At 59.6% G+C, this 24,230-nt stretch carries 17 protein-coding genes and 1 pseudogene; 9 read left to right on the top strand and 9 right to left on the bottom strand.

Going from position 1 to position 24,230, the window contains the following annotated elements:
- Window positions 1-9 precede the first annotated feature (9 nt).
- The 3 genes from RGR602_RS26805 to RGR602_RS26795 all read right to left on the bottom strand — a co-directional run bounded on the left by RGR602_RS26805 (window position 10) and on the right by RGR602_RS26795 (window position 6,313).
- On the bottom strand, window positions 10-3,255 hold the full coding sequence (locus tag RGR602_RS26805) for a maltotransferase domain-containing protein (protein ID WP_040115051.1): 3,246 nt from the start codon (window positions 3,253-3,255) through the stop codon (window positions 10-12).
- Window positions 3,256-3,588: 333 nt separating this feature from the next.
- Complete coding sequence (locus RGR602_RS26800) at window positions 3,589-4,914, bottom strand: NAD(P)/FAD-dependent oxidoreductase (RefSeq protein WP_170250202.1); 1,326 nt, start codon at window positions 4,912-4,914, stop codon at window positions 3,589-3,591.
- Window positions 4,907-6,313: an aminotransferase-like domain-containing protein gene (locus RGR602_RS26795; protein WP_040115050.1), complete on the bottom strand. Its 1,407-nt coding sequence runs from the start codon at window positions 6,311-6,313 to the stop codon at window positions 4,907-4,909. The genes RGR602_RS26800 and RGR602_RS26795 overlap by 8 nt, the downstream gene beginning before the upstream one ends.
- Window positions 6,314-6,552: 239 nt before the next feature.
- Between RGR602_RS26795 and RGR602_RS26790 the strand changes: the two genes are divergently transcribed.
- From RGR602_RS26790 to RGR602_RS26770, 5 genes are all read left to right on the top strand, one after another.
- On the top strand, window positions 6,553-7,635 hold the full coding sequence (locus tag RGR602_RS26790) for an ABC transporter ATP-binding protein (protein WP_040115049.1): 1,083 nt from the start codon (window positions 6,553-6,555) through the stop codon (window positions 7,633-7,635).
- Window positions 7,636-7,728: 93 nt separating this feature from the next.
- Window positions 7,729-8,730 (top strand): ABC transporter substrate-binding protein, encoded by a 1,002-nt coding sequence (locus RGR602_RS26785; RefSeq protein WP_407692070.1) that lies wholly within the window; start codon window positions 7,729-7,731, stop codon window positions 8,728-8,730.
- A gap of 68 nt (window positions 8,731-8,798) precedes the next feature.
- Window positions 8,799-10,055 carry an ABC transporter permease gene (locus tag RGR602_RS26780; protein ID WP_040115047.1) on the top strand — a complete coding sequence of 419 codons (1,257 nt, stop codon included), beginning with the start codon at window positions 8,799-8,801 and terminating at the stop codon, window positions 10,053-10,055.
- Complete coding sequence (locus tag RGR602_RS26775; RefSeq protein WP_040115046.1) at window positions 10,055-10,870, top strand: ABC transporter permease; 816 nt, start codon at window positions 10,055-10,057, stop codon at window positions 10,868-10,870. The genes RGR602_RS26780 and RGR602_RS26775 overlap by 1 nt, the downstream gene beginning before the upstream one ends.
- Window positions 10,871-11,302: 432 nt before the next feature.
- Complete coding sequence (locus tag RGR602_RS26770) at window positions 11,303-12,838, top strand: cation:proton antiporter (protein ID WP_040115045.1); 1,536 nt, start codon at window positions 11,303-11,305, stop codon at window positions 12,836-12,838.
- A gap of 76 nt (window positions 12,839-12,914) precedes the next feature.
- Here the strand turns inward: RGR602_RS26770 and RGR602_RS26765 are convergent, their stop codons facing one another.
- Together RGR602_RS26765 and RGR602_RS26760 are read right to left on the bottom strand one after the other, a co-directional pair.
- Window positions 12,915-14,183 (bottom strand): flavin monoamine oxidase family protein, encoded by a 1,269-nt coding sequence (locus tag RGR602_RS26765; RefSeq protein WP_052451920.1) that lies wholly within the window; start codon window positions 14,181-14,183, stop codon window positions 12,915-12,917.
- A 187-nt stretch (window positions 14,184-14,370) separates the two neighbouring features.
- Entirely contained in the window at window positions 14,371-14,997 is a 627-nt protein-coding gene (locus tag RGR602_RS26760; protein WP_052451770.1) for a TetR/AcrR family transcriptional regulator, read from the bottom strand.
- 87 nt (window positions 14,998-15,084) lie between these two features.
- Between RGR602_RS26760 and RGR602_RS26755 the strand changes: the two genes are divergently transcribed.
- The 4 genes and pseudogenes from RGR602_RS26755 to RGR602_RS26740 all read left to right on the top strand — a co-directional run bounded on the left by RGR602_RS26755 (window position 15,085) and on the right by RGR602_RS26740 (window position 19,117).
- Window positions 15,085-15,825 carry an NIPSNAP family protein gene (locus RGR602_RS26755; RefSeq protein WP_040115044.1) on the top strand — a complete coding sequence of 247 codons (741 nt, stop codon included), beginning with the start codon at window positions 15,085-15,087 and terminating at the stop codon, window positions 15,823-15,825.
- 466 nt (window positions 15,826-16,291) lie between these two features.
- Window positions 16,292-17,463, top strand: a pseudogene (locus RGR602_RS26750) (adenylate/guanylate cyclase domain-containing protein); the annotation flags it as partial.
- A gap of 289 nt (window positions 17,464-17,752) precedes the next feature.
- Window positions 17,753-18,223, top strand: a complete 471-nt coding sequence (locus RGR602_RS26745; RefSeq protein ID WP_040115043.1) for a transposase — start codon at window positions 17,753-17,755, stop codon at window positions 18,221-18,223.
- A 276-nt stretch (window positions 18,224-18,499) separates the two neighbouring features.
- Window positions 18,500-19,117, top strand: a complete 618-nt coding sequence (locus RGR602_RS26740; RefSeq protein ID WP_040115042.1) for a hypothetical protein — start codon at window positions 18,500-18,502, stop codon at window positions 19,115-19,117.
- 58 nt (window positions 19,118-19,175) lie between these two features.
- On the opposite strand, the gene RGR602_RS26735 is transcribed toward RGR602_RS26740, so the two are convergent.
- The 4 genes from RGR602_RS26735 to RGR602_RS26720 are packed head-to-tail and all read right to left on the bottom strand — an operon-like array spanning window position 19,176 to window position 24,199.
- Complete coding sequence (locus tag RGR602_RS26735) at window positions 19,176-20,693, bottom strand: ABC transporter substrate-binding protein (protein ID WP_040115041.1); 1,518 nt, start codon at window positions 20,691-20,693, stop codon at window positions 19,176-19,178.
- A gap of 19 nt (window positions 20,694-20,712) precedes the next feature.
- Complete coding sequence (locus RGR602_RS26730; RefSeq protein ID WP_040115040.1) at window positions 20,713-22,416, bottom strand: dipeptide ABC transporter ATP-binding protein; 1,704 nt, start codon at window positions 22,414-22,416, stop codon at window positions 20,713-20,715.
- Complete coding sequence (locus RGR602_RS26725) at window positions 22,413-23,264, bottom strand: ABC transporter permease (protein ID WP_040115039.1); 852 nt, start codon at window positions 23,262-23,264, stop codon at window positions 22,413-22,415. The genes RGR602_RS26730 and RGR602_RS26725 overlap by 4 nt, the downstream gene beginning before the upstream one ends.
- Window positions 23,261-24,199: an ABC transporter permease gene (locus RGR602_RS26720; RefSeq protein ID WP_040115038.1), complete on the bottom strand. Its 939-nt coding sequence runs from the start codon at window positions 24,197-24,199 to the stop codon at window positions 23,261-23,263. Before RGR602_RS26720 ends, RGR602_RS26725 begins: the two co-directional genes overlap by 4 nt.
- Between the last annotated feature and the right edge of the window lie 31 nt (window positions 24,200-24,230).

Raw genomic sequence — 24,230 nt, 5'->3', positions numbered from 1 at the left:
TTTTCTCCCTTATCTCACACGCCAGATCGAAAACGGCAGCCCGGCGTGCGGATCGAGCCGAAGGCGCTGAACCTTGCCGGTCCAGGTGAATTTGTGCCCGTCGATCAGATCTTCGAGATCGAGTGCGGCATGGTCCGGGAGGTTCCATGACCAGAGCGGAATTTCCACATCTGCCTCGTGGGCATTATGCGGATCGAGATTGACGGCGATCAGCAGGGCGTTCTCGCGCCCGGGGCTCACCTTTTCGTAGAACATGATGTTGTCGTTCCAGGCTGTGAGAAGCTGCAGGCCATGGTGGGAATGCAGAGCCGGGTTTTCCTTGCGGATGCGGTTGAGCATCGTGATTTCGGACTTGATGTTGCCCGGTCGATCGTAGTCCCACACCCGAATCTCGTATTTTTCTGAGTCGGCATATTCCTTGCGCTTGGCGTCCGGGCGACCCTCGCAAAGTTCAAAACCGTTATAGACACCCCATAGTCCCGACAGTGTCGCTGCGAGCGCCGCACGGATGAGATAAGCCGGACGAGGCGCATTTTGCAGAAAGTCAGGGTTGATGTCGTGCGTATTGACGAAGAAGTGCGGACGGAAGAATTCCTTGGGTTCTTCCGTCGTTATCTCACGCATGTACTGTTCCAATTCCCACTTGGCGTTGCGCCAGGTGAAATAGGTGTAGGACTGCGAGAAGCCGACCTTGGCGAGCCGGTACATCACCTTGGGTTTCGTGAAGGCTTCCGAGAGGAATACGACCTCCGGGTGCCGGGATCGGATATCAGCAATCAGCCACTCCCAGAACGGGAAGGGCTTGGTATGCGGATTATCGACCCGGAACAGCTTCACGCCGTTGTCGACCCACTTTTGAACAATGTCGCGCAGCGCAATCCACAATGACGGGACTGCCTCACCGGCGTAGAAGTCGACATTGACGATGTCCTCGTATTTCTTGGGAGGATTTTCCGCATAACGTATGGTCCCGTCCGGTCGCCAGTCGAACCAGCCCGGGTGCTGTTTCAGCCACGGATGATCGGGGGAAGCTTGAATTGCAAGGTCAAGGGCTATCTCCAGGCCCTCGTGCCTGGCGGCATCGACCAACCGCCGGAAGTCCTCGAAGCTGCCGAGTTCGGGGTGAATTGCGTCATGGCCGCCCGCCTGCGAGCCAATCGCGTAGGGACTGCCGGGATCGCCTGGTTCTGCACGCAGGCTGTTGTTCTTACCCTTGCGATTTGTTGTACCGATGGGGTGAACAGGCGGAAAGTAGAGCACGTCGAAGCCCATTGCACGAATGGCCGGCAACCGCTTGATAACATCATCGAATGTGCCGTGTCGGACCGCATCGCCGCTCTGGGAGCGCGGGAATATCTGGTACCAGCTTGCGAAGGCGGCAGCCGAACGCTCGGCATCGAGCGGGATGACTTGAGATCGGAGCCGGTAAGGACGCCTATCTGCCGCGGCCATCAGCTCGGCGGTTTCTGTGGCGAGCAGGATTTCGGTGCGCCGTGCATCCTGCGTGTCCGTCAGTTCGTCGAACAAGGCTTTCAGTCGGCTCTTGATCTGGCCGTCGGCGTGATCGAGCGCGTCCAGCACGAGGTTGATGCCCTCCTGGATTTCCAGCCTGAGATCGAGACGTGCCTCGTGCTTCTTGACCAGTTCATAGCGGTAGATCTGGAATGGGTTGCGCCATGCTTCCACGACGAACTCGTGCCGCCCAAGGCGCTTTGTCACGAATTCCGCACGCCAGCGGTCATTTTCGACGAGCTCCATGCGGACTTCGTTCCACCCGCTCTGGTCGGCCGGGCGCCAAAGAAGCGCCGCCGACAGAGGGTCGTGGCCATCTCCAAAAATATCGGCTTCAACCTTTATCGTTTCGCCGACAACGCGTTTGACCACGAAACGGCCCTCGTCGACCGCCGGCGTGATTTTTTCGATTGCCAATCTTGCAGACGCCGCGGCCTCGCTGGCGGCGGGGACAGCAAATGCCTCAATGATGGGAACGGACGACAATCCCTCGAAGACGCGAAGCTCACCCGGTTTCAACTTCAGTTGGGCGTCAAGGATCTCATCGTCGGCCTGCGGGTTGCTCAGCGGCAGGAATGAGGACGCGGCCTCCCGCACTAGGTTGAACGGAGCGCCGACGCTGCGCCGCAGGTCACGATTGAGGACGACGATACGCACTTTCTGTGAGCTTGGCATATCCTCCTGATCCGTCTGCATCAGTGCAACGGCCGGCGTTTGGCTGGTTGAGATGAGCTTGAGCGGCCGACGCGCGAAGCCGGCAGCCGTCTTGTTCGTCCAGGCGTTGACGGCGCGGATATCGCCGGAAAGGTCGAAGGCGCCCCGTTCGCGAAGGCCGCGCAGGCCGGTCCCGTCCCCGTGCATCGAATCAAGCGGTGCGGCAGCACCATACTCGAAGCCCATGGGGATCATCAGGCCGCTGGCAAATGTGGAAGACAACCGCAATGCTCGGACGGCCTTGCGCTGTAAGACCTCCCAGCTGTCGGTGCCGTGGGCGACGCGCTTGCCGAACGGCGGTTCCGGAAAGGTGATCTGATAACCGATCTGCCGCTGGATCTGGTATTCCTCCATGATCCAACGTTCCTCGAGGTCCCACCATGCCAGCGAGGAGAAGCTGCCATCAAAACCGGTACCCTGCAGGGCTTTGCGGACTTCGAAGTCGCTGCCCGGCGTCCAGGCAAGAAAGGTTGTTTCAGGCGCAGACTTGCGGGTCGACAGGATGATGTTGGACCAGGCTTCCGGCGACAGGCTTGCGATGCCGAGGCAGCGAAAGCCTGCAATTCCGAGGTCGGTAAGCAGCCTCATCCGAGCGAGCCAGTCGTCGAGATAGCCAGGATCGCGTGTCAGATCGATGCGCCGGCTACCGGCTTTGTGCGGCGGCACGCGCGGATCGGCGACGGTTGAACCTGAAGCCTCGTCGACCGCCACCCGATCAATGGCCAGGTCGAGCATGATCTTGAGCTTGTTGTCTGTTGCGGCCTGGACCAAGGCTCCGACGGCCTCGGTGACAGAACTGCCAAGCCCCAATGCCGGATCGAGGCGATCGAAGCCTTTCGTGACAAAGACACTGCTGTTAGGACGGCGTTCGAAAAGTGGAGCCGTCAGGACCGTGTCAAAACCAAGGTCTCTCGCATGCGCAAAGACCTCGCTCCACGCCGCCAAACCCTTCAACATCAGGGGATGCACGTAGTAGATCTGCGGCGGAAGTTGCGAGCTTCGCGACACGAATTGCGGGCGGGTGTTCATCGTGAGTCCCTAACCTTTTCAGCATTAACTGCAAGGCCGCCGTGCTTGTTCCTTTTTTTTGTTGGCGCAATCGACCATCATTTCCGGACACGACACCGGGTTGGGCACCGGAGCTCGCTGACCGGATGAACGATCTGGCGATTGTGGTGCCCGCTGTGGCCGCCTGTCCTAGAGGGTCCGGGAAGCCGCTTTTTGTAGTCGATACTGCCGCCATCGCAGCGCGTATAAGACAGCGCCGTCCGGGGCCGCGCCGATCAGCCACGCATCCGTTTAGGCAAGATCATGGAAGTATACCTAAGCGCCCCGATTTCCAGTCCTGAGCGCAGCCGCCTGTCATCGACTTGCGCCGAAATGGCTAAAGCGCTGGGAACGGAAAGGTGTCAGATCGATCGACGGTTTCCGCTTTGAGACGAGATCTGCCACGAGCCGCCCCGTGATGCCAGCCAGCGTCAACCCGAGATGGCCGTGCCCAAAGGCGTAGGTCACGTTCGGTGATGTCGGCGAGTTGCCGATGACCGGCAGCGAATCCGGCATCGATGGACGAAAGCCAAGCCATTCTGAGGTGCCCTCTCCCGCACCAGGCAAAAGCGCTTCGACGCCCCTGCGGATCATGGCCGTGCGGCCGGCATTGGACGGGGCGGAGAGGCCGCCGAGTTCCACCGTGCCGGCAGCGCGCAGGCCATCTGCCATCGGCGTCATGTAGAATCCGTGTTCCGGATAACAGACGGGGCGCATCAAGAGACAGCCGGCCGACGGGAAGAGCACATGATAGCCTCTTTCAGTGTCGATCAGGACCCTGTCGCCGATCTGGCTCGCAAGCGTGCCTGACCACGCACCTGCCGCCACCACGGCGTGATCGGCAGCGAGTTTTTCATCACCGGCGCGGAGACGGACGCCTGCTTCTGTCATCTCCAGCCCGCTGGCGTCGCCGTCGACAAACGTGCCGCCGCGCTCGCCGATGACCACGGCAAGCGCGAAGGCCAGCAGCTTCGGGCTCGAAAACGTATAGGCATCGCGGAACAAGACGCCGCGACAATATAATGGTGCAAGGTTGGGTTCGAGATCGCGGATTGCCGCGGGATCCAGCCGCTCCAGGGCAACACCGTGACGCTCGCGGAAGAGCATTTCAGGCTCAGCCGCCTGAAACTGCGCCTCTGTCTTATAGAGATAAAGACATCCATGGCGCCGCTCTAGCGCCTTTGCGCCGGCTTCGTGGACAAGCGGCCGCCAGCCGGCATCGGCCTGCATAAGAAGGCCGGAGAGCACTGTGGCGATCCGTTCGACTTCATCCTTGCTGCTCGATGCCACAAACGCACGCAACCAAGGTGCCAGGTGCGGCAGGTAGCGCCAGACGATTGCAAGTGGGCCAAGCGGGTTTGCAAGCATCCCTGGCACCCGCCATGCAATGCCGGGCGTTGCGACGGGCATGACGCTGTGAGGCGCGATCGTGCAAGCATTCCCGTATGAACAGGCTTGCTTGTAGGATGCGCCGGCGAGCGGTGGCTCGCGGTCAATGACGGTGACGCGATGCCCTGCCTTTTGCAGCCAGAGCGCCGAAGCAAGGCCCACCAAACCGGCACCGATCACGAGAACATGTCGCCGCTCCGTCTCCGGCAGCGGCGCGATTTCCAGATTTGCCACGCCCGATTGCTCAGACATGGCCGATCAACGCCCGGGGACGGTCGGCGAGTATCGAAGCGATGATCCGCAGCGCCGTCGTCAATTCTTCGCGCGAGGCGGCACATCCAATGTTGACACGGACGGCATGCTCGACCGGCTGCCGATCACAGGCAAAGGCGGCAGCCGGCATGACCGCGACGCCGTGAGCACGCAGGTTGGCGGCGAAATCTTCCGCCCGCCAGGGTGCTGGCAATCGCAGCCAGACAAACATGCAGCGGGGATCCGCTGCAAAGGAGTGGCCCGCCAGAATAGTGGTAACAAGCGTGTGGCGCGCTCGAAGTTCGGAAAGCTGGGCCTTCAAAATGGCCTGGGCGGTGCCATCCTCCAGCCACCGGCTTGCGATGAGGAGCGGCAACGGCGCTGGCATCCAGGCCGTTGTGCGCACTGCTTCGGCAGTCACCTGTGCAAGCCCCGGCGGGCAGGTCAGATAGCCGACGCGCAGGCCCGGCGCCAAGGCCTTTGAGAGGGCCGAAATATGGTAGGTCCTTTTCGGCGCAAGCGTGGCGAGCGTCGGAACTCGGGTACCGAGCATCGGTCCATAGACGTCGTCCTCGATGATCACCACGTCGTGACGTTCGGCCACGGCGACCAATTCGCGGCGCCGCGCCTCGCTCATCGTCACGACACTCGGATTGTGCATCGAAGGAACGGCGAACACCGCCCGGACAGTTTCCCGACGGCAGATATCCTCGAGCTCGCTTGCCGACATGCCCTCATCATCGCTGCCGATGCCAACGATGCGAAAGCGAAACATCTGCGCAAGCGCCTTCAGGCCATAATAGGTGAGCCGATCCGAGACGACCACGTCGCCAGGCTCGATCAGGCTGCTGAGGGCTGCCAGGAGGGCGTGCTGGGCACCGCTGGTGACGACGATATCGGCGGCGGACGGTTCAAAGCCGTTGAGCCCGATCCAGCGCCGGCCGGCGGCGCGTGCCCAGGCAGCTCCTTCTGGCGGCTGGTACTCCTGCATTTCCTGGAAGCGCGAATCGGCCGCAAGCGTGGGGAGTGTTTCGGCAAGGCGTTTTTGGAAATCATCGACGGCCGGACGGTTGACGGTAAGGTCAATGAGGCCGCTGGGCGGTGTCGCGCGATCGACGCGCGGCATCGCAACTTCCCTCATCACAATCGTCCCGCGGCGCGTACTTCCCACGACAAGATTGAGGTTCTGCAGCTCGCGATAGGCTTTGGTGACAGTCGAGACATTGACCGAACGCTCCTTTGCCAGATCCCGTTGCGGCGGCAACTGGCTTCCGGGCGAAAGCTCGCCTGAACGGATCTTTGCCTCAATCTCGCCGGCAAGCTCGAGATAGGCGGGCCGGCGGGTCGGTCGCTTCAGCACCCCGCTCTTTGTGTGGCTCTCCTGCATTTCTCTCGGCATACAAATTTCCGCATCTGCTTTCGAATGCCGATCCGCTGGTATAGCGGAAAACGCACTCGTTCTCGTTGCTTTCCCTTATCTATCTGCTCCGTATCATTTTTTTCTATAAGTTTCGAGGGGGCAATTGATCGCCATACAAAATTATTTGTCTCGCTTGACAAGGCTGACTACACCGAGACAATATCAATCGCACACCGAGACAAAAGGCAAAGAACCCGACCGGTGACCGGAGGATTTTCATGAATGAGCCTTTCATCGCCTTTGAAGGCGTCCGCAAATCCTATGACGGCAAAAACTACGTCGTGCGCGGGCTAGACCTCAGTGTCGCAAAGGGTGAATTTCTCACTTTGCTTGGCCCGTCAGGCTCGGGCAAAACCACGACACTGATGATGCTTGCCGGCTTCGAGGCTCCAACCCATGGCACCATCACGCTCGCCGGTCACCGCATCGACAGCGTACCGCCGCACCGCCGAAACATTGGCGTGGTCTTTCAGAACTATGCGCTTTTCCCGCATATGACCGTTGGCGAAAACGTGGCATTTCCACTCAAGATGCGGCGGCTCGGCAAGGCGCAAACAGCCGAACGCGTGCGCCGCGCACTCGACATGGTGCGCATGGAAAGTTTCCAAACGCGCCGGCCGAACCAGCTTTCCGGTGGCCAACAGCAGCGCATTGCATTGGCCCGTGCGCTGGTGTTTGAGCCGCAACTGATACTGATGGACGAGCCGCTCGGCGCTCTCGATAAGCAATTGCGCGAACACATGCAGCTCGAGATCAAGCACCTGCATGGCCGTCTTGGCATCAATGTCGTCTATGTGACGCACGACCAGAGCGAGGCACTGACCATGTCTGATCGCGTCGGCGTCTTCGATGACGGCACGCTGCAGCAGATCGCCTCGCCGCACGCCCTTTATGAAGCGCCGGCAAACCCGTTCGTCGCAACCTTCATCGGGGAAAACAATGCCATCGCGGGCGAAGTGGTCGAGCTTGTCGGAAAGACCTGCCGGATCAGGACCGCGGACGGCTCCATCATCTCGGCTCTTGCCGGTGACGGGCTGAAACAGGGGACGCGCACGACCTTGGTGCTGCGCCCGGAGCGCATCACGCTGTCGTCTCCTGCCGAAACTCCCAACCGCTTCACGGCCAAGATCGTCGAACTGATCTACCACGGCGATCACCTGCGGCTGCGCGTCCAGGCCTGCGGCTGCGAAGACGTCCGCATAAAGGTGCCTGCCGCATTGGCGGACACGTTTCGGGCCTCCGGGGACAACATCGTCATCGGCTGGGCGCCGGACGACTGCCGGGCGCTGGCTCTATCGTGACAGCGAAAAGCCTAAACTGCATTCAACCAAAACAGGGGAACAAATATGAACCGCATCTCGATACTGCTTCAGACCTCCATTCTTTGTCTCGCCATGAGCGCACCCGCACTTGCTGGGGATACGATCACGGTAACGTCGTGGGGAGGCGCATATACCAAAAGCCAGGAGAAAGCCTTCTTTGGTCCCTACTCGAAGGAGACCGGCGTCAAGATCCTGCAGGACGAGTGGGATGGATCCACCGCGAAATTGAAGGGCATGGTGGAAACCGGCCAGGTCACCTGGGATGTCGTTGATGTCGAACCAGGACATGCGCTGCAGGGTTGCGACGAAGGATGGCTGGAAGAGATCGACTATTCCGAGCTCGGCGGCAAGGAGGCCTTCATCGATGGCGCGGCCATGGACTGTGCGGCTGCCACAATCGTTTTCGGCACGATCTATGCCTACGATGCGTCAAAATTTCCGAATGGCGGGCCGACGACGATGGCCGATCTGTTCGACACAAAAAAATTCCCCGGTCCGCGGGCGTTGCGCAAGGCGCCGAAGACGACGCTGGAATTCGCACTGATCGCCGATGGCGTCGCGCCGGCCAAGGTCTATGACGTCCTGGGCTCGCCCGAAGGCGTCGATCGTGCCTTCAAGAAACTCGATACGATCAAGAAGGATGTCAAGGTCTGGTGGACGGCCGGCGCCCAACCGCCGCAGCTTCTGGCCGACGGCGAAGTGCTGATGACCACGGCGTGGAACGGACGCATCTACGACGCCGTCAAAAACAGCGGCAAGACTTTCAAGATCGTGTGGGATGGCCAAGGGATGGACTTCAACCTTTGGGCCGAGCCGAAGGGATCGCCGCACAAGGAGGCCGCCGACAAATTCATCGCCTATACGATGACCCCGGACGTCATGGCCCGGCAGTCGCAGTACATCTCCTATGGCCCGACGCTGAAGGCGGCGATCGCCAAGGTTCCCGCCGACATCCTGCCCGACCTTCCGACCGCGCCTGAAAACACCAAGAACGCGTTCGTGGTTTCGGCAGAATTCTGGGCCGACCATGACGAGGAGTTGACCGAACGCTTCAACAAGTGGCTGGCGCAATAGTCCTCGCTCGGCGGGCGGGCTTTTCCTCCCGGGCCCGCCCGCCCATTTTTTGCGAATGAAGGTGTGCCATGGCGCTCATGCTTACCGACGACGTCATCAACAATGCCATCGACACGGCGCCTCTTGCCCGCCGGCTGCGTGGTCTGCGACGGAAGGGGCAGATGAGAGCCTTGCTTCTCGTCGCGCCGCTGATGCTTTTCCTGCTGGCGATCTTCATTCTGCCGATCGGCATGCTTCTTATCCGAAGCGTCGACAACCGCGAAGTGGCGCGAACACTGCCGAACACCGTCTCAATGCTTTCTTCGTGGGACGGCAAAGGCGTACCAGACGAGGCGGTCTATGCCGCCCTCGCAACCGACATGAAGGCATCGTCCCGCGAGGATGTGGCCGAGATCGCCAAACGGCTCAATTATTACGAAACTGGCATGCGCTCGATGCTTTTGAAAACCGCGCGCACGATCCGCAATGCAAAGGCGCCCTACAAGGATGCCTTCATCGCAGCGGACGCTCAATGGGCATCGCCCCGTTATTGGCATCTTCTCAGGCAGGCAATGCCTGAGCTTACCGATTTCTATCTGCTCGCAGCGTTGGACATGAGCCGCGACGAGACCGGCGTCATAACGACAGTCGCACCCGAAAACGCCGTTCATATTGATGTGCTGCTGCGCACCTTCGCCGTCAGCGCTTCAGTGACGTTGCTGTGCCTGCTGCTTGGTTATCCGCTTGCGGCATTGATCGCCCGTTCCAAGGGGGGCATCGCCAACGCTCTGCTAATCCTCGTGCTCCTGCCCTTCTGGACATCACTGCTGGTGCGTACGAGCGCTTGGGTCGTGCTGTTGCAGAGCCGCGGGGTGGTGAACTCCGCTCTTGCCTGGCTTGGCGTCATCGACCCATCGCAGCCGCTGGAACTCATCTATAACCGCATCGGCGTCTTGATCGCGATGACGCATGTCCTTCTCCCGTTCATGGTGTTGCCGATCTACAGCGTCATGAAGAGCATCCCGCCGGTCTATTTGCGCGCCGCCTCCTCACTGGGGGCGCCACCACTATCGGCCTTCTGGCGAATCTATTTGCCGATGAGCATGCCAGGCGTCAGCGCCGGCGGACTTCTGGTCTTCATCCTGGCCCTCGGCTACTACATCACCCCAGCGCTCGTCGGCGGTCCGCGCGATCAAATGGTCAGTTACTACATTGCCTACTATTCGAACCAGGTGACCAACTGGGGGATGGCGGCGGCATTGAGCGCCATCCTCCTGGTCGCCGTGCTCATCCTTTACGCCGTCTACAATCGTCTGGTCGGCATCGACCGTCTAAGGATAGGCTGATGAACCACTCCCTTTCCGTCGAACGCCTGCTTCCCATCCTGCTATGGATTGCCGGCGGCACTGTCGTTGTCTTCCTGATCGCGCCGATCATCGCCATCGTGCCCCTGTCGTTCAACGCGGAGCCCTTCTTCACCTATCCGATGCCAGGCCTCTCGCTGCGCTGGTATGAGGAATTCCTCTCCTCCGAAGTCTGGCAACTGGCTCTGAAGAACAGCATCATCGTCGCCGTCTGCACCACACTGGTGTCAACCGCACTCGGGACGTTGGCTGCAATCGGCCTTAGCCGGCCGGAATGCCCCTTCCGCGCCACGCTGACTGCCATTCTGATTTCACCAATGATCGTACCGGTCATCGTCTCGGCGGTCGGCATCTATTATGCCTTTGCTGCCGTCGGTCTGCTTAACAGCTTGACCGGTTTGGTCCTTGCCCATACCGCAATCGGAGCGCCCTTCGTCGTCATTACCGTGACGGCGACACTTGCGAGCTTTGATCACAATCTGATGCGCGCGGCCTCAAGTCTTGGCGCAACGCCCGTTGAAGCCGTGCTGCGCATCATGCTGCCGATCATCGCACCGGGTGTCGTGTCGGGTGCGCTATTTGCCTTCGTCACGTCCTTCGACGAGGTGGTGATTGCACTTTTCATCGCCGGTTCCGAGGAACGCACCCTGCCCCGTCAGATGTGGAGCGGCGTTCGCGAGACACTGAGCCCGACCATCGCTGCCGTCGCAACACTGCTGATTCTATTCTCAACGCTGTTTCTCGCAACTATCCAGTGGCTGCACCGGCGCGCCGAACGCCAAAAGCTCATGCACTGATCGCGCTCTACGTCAACGCGTGTTGCGTACTGTTCAGATAGACACCCAAAATGGTCGTATGACGGCAAGGCTGCAACAGCCTTGGTGCCGAGTCCGCTTCGCAAGAAAGCGGCTCTCGGCAAACGGCGGGTGCCGCCTTTCTAGCTCCCAATGAAGTGCCGCTCGTCCCTCGCACGGCCAATACTCATTGCGGTGACGGCATTTTCGGCAACCGGGCTGCGGGAGCTGATTTTCAGCGTGTTCGGCGCCGGTGAAACGGGCATCGTGGATGCCGCCGAGAATTTGTGGTGAAATCGACCGAATTGGACTTCGAGTGATATCGAAATCCCGACAAGGACGCCAAGCACCGCGCTTGATGCTTTTGAAGCACTCAGACCGGCTAACATCGTTTCAGGAGACGCCGGACAACAAAGAGATAGGATCGTGCCGATTATGAGCTTTTTTGAAAGCCTCCTTGTCTTGTCTCTCGTGGCGATCCTGCTACTGCAGGTTTCGCGACGTCTGTCGCTTCCCTATCCATCCCTGCTGGCAATGGCGGGCGCTGCAGCTGCGCTTGTGCCGGGAACCCCATATGTCTCACTTGAACCTGAGACTGCCCTTGCTTTGTTCATCGCACCCGCGCTGATGGACGCGGCATTTGACTTTCCAGTTGGAACTGCCCGGCGTTTCTGGTTGCCGTTGCTCGTCTTTGCCATCGGTGGCGTGATTGTCACAGCTTTCGCCGTTGCGCTTGCGGGATCATGGCTTGCTGGCCTGCCGTTTGCGGCCGCGCTCGTCCTTGGGGCCATTGTCGCACCACCCGACGCAGCAGCGGCGACTGCGATCCTTTCAGGGGTGGCGATACCTCGCAGCACAGATGCCGTGCTGCGAGGCGAAAGCCTTTTCAACGACGCGGCCGCCCTCCTCATCTTCGGGGCCGCGCTCGCGGTACATTCAACGGGAAATCTTGGTGTCACCGTCGGCCTACATTTCGCCCTTGCGGCTCCCGGCGGCATCCTTCTGGGTATCTTGGCGGCTTTCGTCGGCAAGCATCTTTCAGGTTTCGTGTCCGGCACCTTGGGCGGAAACCTGCTTCAGTTCGTCCAGACGTACCTGCTTTGGATTCTTGCCGAACATCTGGGGCTGTCGGCGGTGCTTGCGGTCGTGGCCATGGCCATGGCTATGGCAAGCAGCGTCGCGACATCTGCGCGCATGCGGGTCCAGTCCTATGCGGTCTGGAGTGCCGTCGTCTTCGTCCTCAACATCATGGCATTCCTGTTAATGGGCATGCAGATCAGAGGCATCATCGCAGGCATGCCTGAGGGTCAGCTCGGCCAGGCCTGCACATTCGCTGCGTTTGTCGTCGCGATCGTCGTTCTCGTCCGGTTTGCGGTCTGCATCGGCTATAACCGTATCCTGGCTCGCCTTGCACGCCTGCGCGGACGAAAGGAGCCAGCGACGATCAAGCAGGCAGTTCTCGCCGGCTGGTGCGGAATGCGGGGACTACTTACCCTTGCGACAGCATTCGCGCTGCCGAGCGATTTTCCTCAGCGCGACACAGTCGTGCTGACTGCTTTCGCGGTGGTTCTTGCAACACTCGTCATACAGGGACTGACGCTTTCGCCCTTGATCCGATGGCTGGGTCTCGATGGGCGCGCAGCCGCAGCCGATGAGCTGCGAGCCCGTCGCGCGCAGATCACAAAGGCCGGCATCTGCGTACTGGAGGATCAGTCCGGCCCGGAGGCAGAGCTTTTGAGAAGCAAGTTTCGGATCGAGCAGAAAGCACTTTTCAATGTTGAAGGACCCTCCTCGCTTGAAACCTACCGCAAACTGGCGCTCTGCTCGATTGCCGCCCAACGCATGGAGCTTGAGCGACTTCGTTCCCAGAATGAACTCAACGTCGATGAGTACAATCTGCTGCTTGAGGAGATCGACTGGCGAGAGCTTTCTGTTTTGCCGCTCGAAGATCGGAAGATTGAGGAGATCTGAAATCACGTGCTGCATCCCTCGGGTCCCCGCGGGAATGCTTGTTCCTGTCGCGCGCTGAAATTCTTGCCCGGACCCCTCAGGCGATCGTCTTTACAAGCTCCTGCGCCGCCATCACTCCAGTATCATAGGCACCGTGCGCAGTCGAATAGCGTCCAGTCGAACAGGCTTCACCTGCAAAGAAGATGCGATTGTCATGCGGAGTTGCAAGCGTTCTGCGAAGATCAGAAGCTCCTGGGCTGGCGTATGAATATGAGCCGCCGATGTGCGGATCGGAGCCCCATGCTGAAAAGCAGATCAATGAGAGCTGCCGTCCGATGTCGGATCCCAAAGCGCGCTTCAGCTCCGTGAGTCCAAACTGGAACGCCTCCTTCGGTCCCCCATGTTCTAAGTCGTGTGCCAAATCCCCTGCATAATATCCCTCCACAACGGGATTTCCGAGGGGCCTGATTTGGTAGGCACCTGTCCGGCGTTCGCGATAGGAGCCTAGAAGATGACTGTCCAGCGGTAGGGCGTCCGGCCTTCCCACCTTCATGAACAGTTTGTTCGCAAGACCGAGTGGCAGGCGGGAGGCTGCATCGATTTTTTCCGGGAGCGGGGGAAAAAACGCGATGCGCTCATTCGCAAGCACATTCGTAGCGACAGTGACGATTACCGCCTTGACACGGAGGTGGCCTTTCGATGTCGAAATACCGACATGATCCGCGGCGCGATGGTCGATGCGTTCCACAGCGGTCTGCAGCTCGATCGAAAGGGGGCCGCCATAGGCGGAAACAACCGTTCCATAACCTTCACGTACTCGCCAGTCGGGACCGGGACCGGGCTCATACCGCTGGAGGTCGACTACCGACGATCTATCAAGTCCGGCTCCGGTGATGAACCCACCGACCGCATGGACGTATTCGTTCCACCTGCCGTCGGCTGGGAGCAGGTTCGAAAGCGCCGCGTCCTCGCCCTCATGGGAACTGATCCTCTCAAAGAATGCTTCGAGGGCGCGGATTGCGGGCCGGGCGTCGGCGTTCGTTTCGAGCTTACGTCCTCCCTCGTCCCATGGCGCGCGGGTGTCATCGATCGTAAGTCCAAGTTGTCGGGCGATCGCCGTCCAGGCATTCGTTCTTGCCCCATGCAGCCATCCGCATCCGACGTCAAGGGCGCCCAGTCCCGCACCGAAATGCTCTGTCCGCGCTCGCCCTCCTATACGTGCGGACGCCTCCAGAACGACGAGCGAAAGATCCGGTCGCGCCGCCATAAGGTGCCTACCCGCCGCTATACCGGCCGCGCCAGCGCCGATGATCGCCACATCTACTTCGTTCTCAGTCACAATGGTGCCTCCCGATCGAACAGCCATGGTATCCATATGCACCAGCGCCAGCATAGCTTCGGGCAGAGCCTGAGAATAGCTGCAGAGACTGACCGCTTCCATCAGCCAGTGTCGGAGGAGATGCCGCCCAAAATCAGGCGATCTCGCTGGAGCCGCGGCCTGAGCACTTCGAAGCCGTCACGGCGCAAGCTGCGGGCTTTGCGCCGCTGTCGTTTCATGGTTTCTGGCTCGGACAAAGATCAAAGTATCTCAGTAGTTCCTGGCCGCAGTCTTTGAGAGCAGAACTGCTCTGGCTTGCCTTCGCGATTCCCATTGCGCCCCAGTATGATGCAATTATGAAAATTGATGCGGCCTCCGCATCAAGGTGAGCGTAGTGTCCGGCGAGTTGATCCGCGCGGATCTTTTGCGCAAGTTCGCTTCTCCATTGCGCGAGGATTGCGATGGCGGCCTCCCGCATGGCGCCATCTTGTGCGGCCGGTTCGCTCACCATATTGCCGAGCGGACATCCAGACACAAAGCCCTGTTGATCCAGTTCTCGTATGATCTTGGTGAATATGGCTTCTATGCCGTCGGATGCCGTCTTAGCCTGTAATATCGGCTTGATCCAAGTTTCCTCGACCGCGTCGGCGACATTGCCGTTCAAAACGGCAAGGCCCAGTTCCTTCTTTGTCGGGAAGTGATGTGAGAACGCTCCACCTGTTACGTGCGCGGCCGCCTTGAGATCCTGAACGGTAGTAACGCTGTAGCCACGGGTAGTGAAGGCGTTGAAAGCGGTGTCGACAATGCGCCTTTTTACGCCTTCCGGATTGTTCGATCTTCGCTTCTGCAGACGCTTCGCCATTGAAGAGCTCTGTAACATAACTTGACAAACAGGACAATCGACCTGTAATTAAAAACAGGACAACCATCCTGTTTTTTTGAGGGATCAATGCGTGACGCCACGTCAGCCGATTCAGTCTTCGAACTCCGCCAGTACCGTCTCCATCCGGCTGCGCGCGAAACGCTGATCGAGGTTTTCGATCGAGAATTTCTGGAGACACAGGAGGAAGCTGGCATACGCGTCGTGGCTCAGTTTCGCGACCTCGATGATACCGACAGCTTCGTCTGGTTGCGCGGCTTTGCGAATATGGAGGCTCGAAGAGAGGCGCTCGGCCGCTTTTACGGAGGCCCCGTCTGGGCGCGCCATCGTGATGTCGCCAACGGCACAATGGTTAATTCCGACAATGTTCTGCTGCTGCGCCCTGCCAACCTCGACCCGAGCTCTCAACTGTCCGCCGCAGCGCGACCGACCTGCGGCAGCACTTTGGAGTCGTCCGCGCTGTTTCTTTGCGCGATCCATTACACTGCGCCGGGTAAAGAGGAGGCTTTTGCTACTTTCTTCGAAAATGAGCTCCGCTTACCGCTTCTCGAAAGTGGCGCGACTGTGCCTGCAACCTTCATGAGCGAACACAGCGCCAACACGTTCCCAAGGCTCCCGATCCGAGAAGGAGAATCAGTTTTTGTCGCTCTTTACCGCTTCTCGACGCCGCAAGCTTACGCCACTCATCTCGGCGCACTTGCAGCGTCGCGGAAGTGGACCCAGGAAATCGAACCGCAAATCATGCGACGCACGTGGCGGGCGAGCGAGGTGCTGAGGCTTTCACCGACGTCCCGATCGTTGATGCGCTAGTTTTGTCGGAACTATGCCAACCAGCGCGTCAAAAGCCCCAGAGCATTTTCATCAGCAACAGCGGAAAAGCTGCCGCGGTGCCGGTCCTGATCACGTTGAAGATAACAATCGGCAGGGCCCCTCAGCTCCGGCAGCCAGACGCCTAACCATGCCGGCAGAGGATTTGGAATCGGCGCTCAAGCCTATGAGACAAATTCGGGCGTTAAGGACAAGAACCCCGCAGTGTCTGGAAGCATAGTTCAGCTCGGTGACCTATGCAGACGACCAGTTCCGCGGTCGCGACATCCGTGCCCGCTAAAACGCGGAGGGGCGGGTTGCTTGCGCGATCAATCCGCTCGCCGCAAACATTAGGCGCAATTTTCTCAAATTGACGGGCCCCCTCGCCTCTAAACCTCATATAAATTCGCTCCTATGCTGAAGCATTCTCTGGCCTATGTGCTAATCTGGGTCGACGGGAACTTTAGCTATGAGTGAGACGCGAAAACTTGCGGCGATCCTCGTTGCCGATGTAGTCGGCTACAGCCGTCTTGCTGGTGCGGACGAGGATCGCATCCTAGCGCGGCTGCGGACGCTGCGCAGCGATCTGATCGACCCGACAATCGATGTCAATCATGGCCGCGTTGGTCAAGCGCACAGGCGACGGAATTCTTATCGAGTTCCGTAGCGTCGTGGACGCCGTGCGCTGCGCGACCGAGGTGCAGACGGCCATGATCGATCGCAATACCGGCGTGTCGCGTGAGCAGCGCATCGAGTTCCGGGTCGGGATCCATGTGGGCGATGTGGTCGAGGAGAGCGGCGGCGATTTAATGGGCGACGCCGTCAACATCGCTGCACGCTTAGGAGGAATTGCCAAGCCCGGCACGATCTGTCTCTCCGAAGATGTTTACCGCCAGGTGAAAGCGCGGCTTGATCTTGCGGTGACTGATCTCGGCCAGCTTCATCTGAAAAATATTGCAGAGCCGATGCGGGTCTATTCCCTCCAGATCGGAACTGCCCCCCAGCGGCGGTACAGACGCTGCCGCCCGCAAAGGAAATACCTTTGACTGCGGCCAATCCTGATAAAATCTCCATTGCCGTATTGGCATTCAACAATATGAGCGGCGATGCCGAACAGGAATATTTCTCCGACGGCATCAGTGAGGATATCATTACCGACCTCTCGAAGCTGTCTGAGTTCCACGTGATCGCCCGCAACTCGTCTTTCGCATACAAAAATGCAGCAGCCTCTGTGCCACAGATGGCCAGGGCGCTTGGCGTCCGCTACGTGCTCGAGGGCAGCGTGCGCAAGGCCGGCAACCGGATTCGTGTCACAGCGCAATTGATCGATGCAAGCAGCGGCGGACATGTCTGCCAGCCGGTATGATCGTGACCTGACCGACATTTATGCGGTTCAGGATGAACTCAAGCAGGAGATCGTGGCCGCACTCAAACTGAACCTCACGCGTGGCGATCAGGATCGGCTAACTCGGGCGCGCGCAGTCAATGTCCAGGCGTATGAGTTTTTTCTTGCGTGGGCGGGAGCGGGCATCCGCACATACCCGTTCCGGAAATGTCGCAGCGCGCAGCTTGGCCACCGACGCCGTCGCTATCGATCCACGATACGTTGCAGCCCAGGCACTCACTTCTTTCACCCATGTCGGCCGCCTCGCCAGGCCCCAACCAATGATCGGTCAAGGGCGCACGCAACACGTTTGTCAGAACTTCGAGGTCACCCTCATTCAGGAGTCGACGTCGGCAATGGGCGATATACCCTAATCAAAAGCACGCGCGTTCTTCAGGACAGAGAGACGTTTAAGCGCCAGGCGCACAGCGATCGCCGCAGAAAATCTCCCCATCTTCAACGACTGCTAATGAGGAGGCTGGCGGTAGTGTTGACTCTGGAGTTCACTCAGCAGAAAACAGGCGATCGAATAGAGAGGAAGTAATGATGGCTAACGAGAACACACCAGGACCGGTTGCTGCAGTTGAGGCGACGGATGCAGAGGCAAAAGCACCTTCTGCCAAGAAGCAGAAGCCACCACAGCGTCAGAAGACGACCGTCGAACCGGCGCGAGCTGCGGCAAAGGCAAGTGCCGCAAAGTCACAGGTGGCCAAGCCCAGGACGTACAGCGAACAGGAAAAAACCGGCAAGCTCAAGCTGATCGAAAAGGCAATCACCGAAGGCAAGAGCACTCTCAAGGATGCGATCAAGAGTGCCGGCATATCGGAGCAAACCTACTATAACTGGAAACGGACCGCGACGCCCGTAGTTCAAAGAAACGAGAAGCCTGTTCCTGCCGGCGATGAGTTGGCAGATCTAGTCCAGCTCGAAAAAGAGAACCAAAAGCTTCGCAAGCTCCTGGCGGAAAAATTGCGCTCGGAAAATGTCGAGCTGCGCAAGAGGCTCGGGCTGGATTGATCTAGGAACACCGTCCAGGCGGTCATCTGCTCGATCGGCCGCCTGATCTTCGGCTCCAGAGGCTCGGCGCATCCAGTCTCTCCGTTGAGGAGGGCTGGAGCGAATGGCTCCTGCTCAAATGACCGTTGCGACGGGATTGTTGGCGCGAAGTAATCGTCGTTCTCTCCGACACTGGCCAGTTGAAGCGCGCAGCAAGGCAATATATGGGTTCCAACAGGAACGCAGTCGCGCTGCTCGGCGCCTGCTATTTAGCGATTTGCTCAAGGTTGAAGCCATATGAAAACGCCACAACGGAAATTCGTTGTTGAATTCAAGTCAGGTCGACGACAGACGAAGGCGCGAACGAACTCAATTTGGGGTGACACCGATCTCAAGGCTTTGGTTCGTGAAGCGGAAGATAAGGCACCGCATCTGTTCAAATCAAATGCAACACCTGGTAGGCCTGACGAGGGCGGAGAAGGCGTAGCGCCTGATGCGATGAACTCGGCCTCAGCTGGCGGACACGCAGGCGAGGCCAGCCTTGCGGGGGCATCGACATCATTAGGTGACGGCGCAAAGGTCGGCCTGCCGAAGCGAAATGAGACCACTGTTGCGACTGCCGAAGCTGTTGAACCGGTGCAGGAGAGCCCGCCGGTGTTTCAGCCCAAGAAAACATCAGGTAAAACGCCTCGAGAGCCTGTTAAGCGCGGTCCCCTCCGCGCGACCGCGCATGTTGCGATGAGAAGGAACAAGCCCCGAAGCGTGGAGGCCGTAACGGCTCGGGATACGGTTTCCCTCGAGGAGGTAACTACACTTGATGCAGAAAACAAGCGGCTCAAGAGACTACTGGCAGAACGGCTTCATGCACAGAACCTGCAGCTCAAGAAGATGCTCGCGCGCTTTGATGTCACGTAAGGGGCCAGGGGTCGCGCAGGCACGCGCGACCCCTAGCCGCAAGGTTTGAACACAACAACTACTGGTTCTTCACAGTGTCTTCCAGGAAGAACCGGCCGAGCGGGTTCTGGTAAAAATTCTCAACGTTCTTTCGCGCTACGTTGATGTAGGGGCTGTAATAGAGGTCGATCCAGTTCACGTCCTGCTTGGCCATTTTCTGCAGATCGAAATACATCTGCGCGCGCTTGGCCGGATCAAGTTCCTGACGCGCCTTGGCGACGAGTCCCTTCACCGCATCACTTTTATAGTTGGTCATGTAGTTGTTGTTGGAGTCGTGACCGAGAACGAAGGTCGTCTTTTGGTCCGGGTCGAGAATGTCGTTGGTCCAGTAGTTGACCGAAATGTCGTAGTCGCCGTTGACAGTCATATCCCATTCCTGGCTGGGATCGACCTTCTGAAGATTGGCGGTAATGCCGGCCTTGGCGAGCTGCTGCTGGATCAACACGGCCGTCTGCTCATCCACTTCGTCGCCGGCACGCAGCAGATAAGTGAGCGTCAGGTTGGAGACGCCGGCATCCGCCAGCATTTGCTTGGCCTTTTCCGGATCGTAGGGCCGCTGCAGGTTGTCGGCATAGTGATAGAGCGCGCCCCTCGGAATGTAGGAATTGGCGATCGTACCCTGTCCGAACGTGACGGCATCAACGATCGCCCTCTTATCGATCGCCATGTCGAGCGCCTGGCGCACTTCCCTCTTCCCCAGATCGCCATGGGCGTGGTTGATCAGAAGATGGTCCTCGCGGGTCGAGGGATCGGTGAGCACGTTGAGGTTCGGATCCTTCTTCAGTTCCTCGACGCGCGAGAAAGGCACGAAAATCGCCGCATCCAGTTCCCCCGCCTCAACGTTCAACATGCGGGTATTGTCGTCAGGAACCGAGATCCACTCGACACCGTCAAGCTTCACCCGATCCGCCTGCCAGAAGTTCGGGTTTTTCTTGAGAATGATGCGGTCACCGCGTCGCCATTCCTCCACGATGAAAGCGCCGGAAGCGATCGGCCTTTCGGCATAAGCGTCAGCGCCCAGGGATTCCATGCCCGCCTTGGAGATGACCGAGGCGTTCGGAAGCGCGAGCGTTGAGAGGAATGGCGCGGAGGGGTTCTTCAGCTTGATGGTCAGCGTGCGCGGATCGGTTGCGACCGCAGTGTCGATCACCTTGTAGGAATCGCTCCAGAGCGAGCCTTCGTCGTCTCGAATGCGCAGGAGGCTGAAGACGGCATCTTCGGCCGTCAGCGGCGTTCCGTCGGAGAACCTTGCATCGCGGATCTTGAACGTATAGGTCAGGCCGTCATCCGAGGTCGTCCAGCTTTCGGCAAGGCCAGGCTCCAGCTTGGTGCCGGTCTTGTCGACCCGCACCAGAACGTCATAGACGTTCGAGAAAACCCAGTTGTCGATGTTCTGCGCCGTCTTGATCGGGTCGAATGTCGTCGAATCCTCGCGGCGGCCGATCGTCAGAACGCCGGCCGCTTGCGCATAGCTGGCGCTAATGGTGAGGGTAGCGGCGAAGGCGGCAAGCCCGATAGATTTCCACCTGATTGTCATGATGTCGTTCCCTTCGTTGTTATGGCATGCGTTTGATGGTTTGGATCGGTTCGCCCGGCTTCGGTTCGACGCCTTTGAGCCGGGGCTTATCCGGATCGATATCTGGGATCGCCGCGATCAGCGCGGCGGTATAGGCATGCTTCGGCCGCGAAAAAACCTCTTCGGACGGCCCCTCCTCGACCACCTCGCCGCGGTACATGACGACGGTGCGTGTGCAGAGACGGCGCACCGTCGCCAGGTCATGGGCAATGAAGATCAACGTCAGGTCCATCTTGGCCGCCAGATCCCGGAACAGGCCGATGATCTGCGCCTGAATGGTCACGTCCAGCGCCGCCACGCATTCATCGGCAACGATCATCTTCGGATTTACAGCCAGTGCCCGCGCAATTCCGGCCCGTTGGCATTGGCCGCCGCTCATGCTGCGCGGCTTTCGGTGTGCGAATTCGCGGTCGAGCCCGACGAGGTCGAGCAATTCGCCGATGCGTGCCGGAATGTCGAGTTTGGCGACCGTGGCCTGCACCGTCAGCACCTCAGCCAGCGTCTGGCCGATCGTCAACCGCGGGTTCAGGGCGTTGAATGGGTCTTGGAAGACCATCGCCGTCTCCCGCCGCAGCTTAGCCAGTCCCGCTCTCCTCTGCTGGGCAAGGTCAATGCCGTCGAAACTGACATGGCCGGAAGAGATCGGCGTCAGGCCGAGGACGGCGCGGGCAAGCGTGCTTTTGCCGCTTCCGGATTCGCCGACGATCCCGACCGTCTCGCCCGGCATGATTATCAGGCTGACGCCGGAAACTGCGCTGACGGCCTTGCCGGCAGCTCCTTTGAAGAGCCTGCCGACGGACGGAAATCGCACGTGCAAGTCGTCGACCTCAAGAAGCGGCTTCAACGCTCCTGTTGAGCGCACCGTCTCGCTCCCGGCGGAGACGCCAATCTCTGGCATGGACGGATGGCTGTGGATCAGATTGATCGTGTAGGGGTCTTTCGGGTGGGAGAGGATCGCCCGCTTCGGGCCTTCCTCCAGCAACCTGCCATTACGCATAACGGCGATACGGTCGCACGTCTGTGCCACGATGCCGAGATCGTGGGTAATGAGAATGATGGACAGCCCGCGCTTGTCGCGCAGATCCATCAGAAGGTTGAGAATTTGTGCCTGGATGGTGACGTCGAGTGCCGTCGTCGGCTCGTCGGCGATCAGGATTTTCGGATTGCAGGAAAGCGCCACGCCGATCATCGCGCGCTGGCGCATGCCGCCCGAAAATTCGTGCGGATAGCTGTCAAAGTGCCGAACGGGATCCGGAAAGCCGACCTGCGCCAGGATCTCGACGGCGGCCGCGCGCGCATCGCGCGCATTGAGGTCCTGATGATAGCGGATGCCTTCAGCGATCTGGTCGCCTATGCGCATGACCGGGTCGAGATGGCTGGTGGGGTTCTGGAAGATCATGCCAATTTCACGGCCGCGTACGCTCAACATCTCAGCATCGGTGACGGCGGTGAGATCACGGCCCTCCAGAAGCACGATGCCTGTCTCGATCGTTAGTCGCGAGGAGGGCAGGAGGCGGACGAGCGAGCGGCAGAACAGGCTCTTGCCGGAGCCGCTTTCGCCGACGAGACCCAGAATTTCGCCTTTTGCGAGATCAAGCGACACCGCATCGAGCAGAACGCGGACCCCGCTGTCGAGATGCGCCTTGACGGTCAGGTCGCGGACGGAAAGAACGGATGCGCTCATTCGCCTACTCCGAGCCGTTCGCCGAGCGCATCGCCGAGCATGCTGAAGCCGAAAGCGAGGCAGACGATGGAAAGCCCGGGAAACAGGGTGATCCACCAGGCCGTGGTGATAAAACTCTGGCCCTCCGCCACCATAACACCCCATTCGGCGAGCGGCGGCTGCACACCGAGGCCGAGATAGCTGACGGCCGCCCCGCTGAGCAGCACCAACACCGCATCCGACATCGCAAAGACGATCGAGCCGGCAATCGCATTCGGCAGCAGGTGTCGGAACATGATGCGCATCCGCGAAAAACCGAGGCTGACGGCGGCCACCGCATAGTCGCTGTTCTTGAGCACCAGCATCTGCGCCCGGATCAGCCTGGCATAGGAAACCCAGCCGACCAGTGCCATGGCGATGTAAAAGCTGCCGAGCCCCGGTCCGAGGATGGCGATGATCGATAGCATCAACACCAGGAAGGGAAAGGCGAGGATGATATCCACGAGCCGCATGAACAGCGCATCGACGATGCCACCGAAAAAGCCGGCGATGGTGCCAACCGCGGTGCCGATGAGAAAGGGGAAAGCGACGCCGATCAGCGCGATCTGCAGGTCGATCCGTGTGCCCCAGATGACGCGGGAAAGCACGTCGCGACCGAAATTATCCGTACCGAACGGATGCAGAAGCGAAGGCGCCTGCAGGCGGGCGTCGCCGTTCTGAAGGATTGGGTCATAGGGTGCCAGAACCGGCGCGCTTGTCGCCAGCAGGACGAAGAACAGCAAAATGCCGGCGCCGGTCACAAGCATCAAGTGTTTGCTGAAGATCGTCCGCCAGCCGGCGGAGCCTGAAGAGAGGGTATCGACGCTCATAGCCTTACCCTCGGATCGATCGCAACGGTGACGATATCGGCGACGAAATTGACGAGCACGGTGGCGCAGGCGAAAACCATGGCAACGCCCTGGACCACCATATAGTCGCGCGAGAAGATGGCGCGCACGAGAAGCTGTCCCATGCCGGGAATCGCAAAGACGCTCTCGACGACGACGGAGCCACCGATGAGCCAGCCAATATTGACCGCGAGAAGATTGACGGTCGGCACCAGCGAATTCGGTACGACATGGCGCCAGAAGACGATGTGTTCGGGCATACCGCGGGCGCGCGCTGCCGTCGCCACGTCGGATTTAAGAGATTCGATCATCGCCGCCCTGAGGCTGCGCGTCAGAACGGTCGAGAGCGACAGCGCCACGGTTAAGCTGGGCAGGATAAGATGCGCCAGCTTGTCGCCGATTGTTGCGCCATAGCCTGAGACCGGCAGCAGGCCGAGCTCGACGCTGAAGAGGATGATGAGCATCAGCCCGAGCCAAAAGGGCGGGAATCCGATGCCGAAGGTAGAGACGATACGCACCGCATGATCGGGTGCCTTGCCGGCATTGCGCGCGGCAATCGCGGCCATCGGCATGGCGATCAGTATCGACAGAATGACGCTGGAGGCGACGAGCGCAACAGTCGGCTCGATGCGGGTGACGATCAGTCTCAGCACGTCGATCTTGTAGAGAATCGATTTGCCCATCTCGCCATCGGCGAGGTTTTTCAGAAAATACAAATATTGTAGCCACATAGGCTGATCGAGGCCGTACTGGGCACGGATATTGGCGATCGCCGTCGGCGTGGCGCGCGAGCCGAGCAAGTTGCGTGCCGGATCGCCGGGGATCAGCCGCACCAGAATGAAGGTGATGACGCTGATGCCGAAAATGACGGGCAAAAATTGCAAGGGTCGGGTGAGAACGAACCTATAGCGATGCATGGCGATGCCAGCGCCTCCGTATTGTTCGGAT

The sequence above is a fragment of the Rhizobium gallicum bv. gallicum R602sp genome (assembly GCF_000816845.1).
GTDB classification, from domain to species: Bacteria; Pseudomonadota; Alphaproteobacteria; order Rhizobiales; family Rhizobiaceae; genus Rhizobium; species Rhizobium gallicum.
Note: the sequence above shows the minus strand (reverse complement) of the source record. Positions and strands in the feature narration are given on the sequence as shown.

Excerpts from the sequence above, each read along its gene's own strand:
- RGR602_RS26805 (WP_040115051.1), bottom strand. The coding sequence starts at position 3,255 with ATGAACACCCGCCCGCAATTCGTGTCGCGAAGCTCGCAACTTCCGCCG.
- RGR602_RS26800 (WP_170250202.1), bottom strand. The coding sequence starts at position 4,914 with ATGTCTGAGCAATCGGGCGTGGCAAATCTGGAAATCGCGCCGCTGCCG.
- RGR602_RS26795 (WP_040115050.1), bottom strand. The coding sequence starts at position 6,313 with ATGCCGAGAGAAATGCAGGAGAGCCACACAAAGAGCGGGGTGCTGAAG.
- RGR602_RS26790 (WP_040115049.1), top strand. The coding sequence starts at position 6,553 with ATGAATGAGCCTTTCATCGCCTTTGAAGGCGTCCGCAAATCCTATGAC.
- RGR602_RS26785 (WP_407692070.1), top strand. The coding sequence starts at position 7,729 with ATGAGCGCACCCGCACTTGCTGGGGATACGATCACGGTAACGTCGTGG.
- RGR602_RS26780 (WP_040115047.1), top strand. The coding sequence starts at position 8,799 with ATGGCGCTCATGCTTACCGACGACGTCATCAACAATGCCATCGACACG.
- RGR602_RS26775 (WP_040115046.1), top strand. The coding sequence starts at position 10,055 with ATGAACCACTCCCTTTCCGTCGAACGCCTGCTTCCCATCCTGCTATGG.
- RGR602_RS26770 (WP_040115045.1), top strand. The coding sequence starts at position 11,303 with ATGAGCTTTTTTGAAAGCCTCCTTGTCTTGTCTCTCGTGGCGATCCTG.
- RGR602_RS26765 (WP_052451920.1), bottom strand. The coding sequence starts at position 14,183 with ATGGCTGTTCGATCGGGAGGCACCATTGTGACTGAGAACGAAGTAGAT.
- RGR602_RS26760 (WP_052451770.1), bottom strand. The coding sequence starts at position 14,997 with ATGGCGAAGCGTCTGCAGAAGCGAAGATCGAACAATCCGGAAGGCGTA.
- RGR602_RS26755 (WP_040115044.1), top strand. The coding sequence starts at position 15,085 with ATGCGTGACGCCACGTCAGCCGATTCAGTCTTCGAACTCCGCCAGTAC.
- RGR602_RS26745 (WP_040115043.1), top strand. The coding sequence starts at position 17,753 with ATGGCTAACGAGAACACACCAGGACCGGTTGCTGCAGTTGAGGCGACG.
- RGR602_RS26740 (WP_040115042.1), top strand. The coding sequence starts at position 18,500 with ATGAAAACGCCACAACGGAAATTCGTTGTTGAATTCAAGTCAGGTCGA.
- RGR602_RS26735 (WP_040115041.1), bottom strand. The coding sequence starts at position 20,693 with ATGACAATCAGGTGGAAATCTATCGGGCTTGCCGCCTTCGCCGCTACC.
- RGR602_RS26730 (WP_040115040.1), bottom strand. The coding sequence starts at position 22,416 with ATGAGCGCATCCGTTCTTTCCGTCCGCGACCTGACCGTCAAGGCGCAT.
- RGR602_RS26725 (WP_040115039.1), bottom strand. The coding sequence starts at position 23,264 with ATGAGCGTCGATACCCTCTCTTCAGGCTCCGCCGGCTGGCGGACGATC.
- RGR602_RS26720 (WP_040115038.1), bottom strand. The coding sequence starts at position 24,199 with ATGCATCGCTATAGGTTCGTTCTCACCCGACCCTTGCAATTTTTGCCC.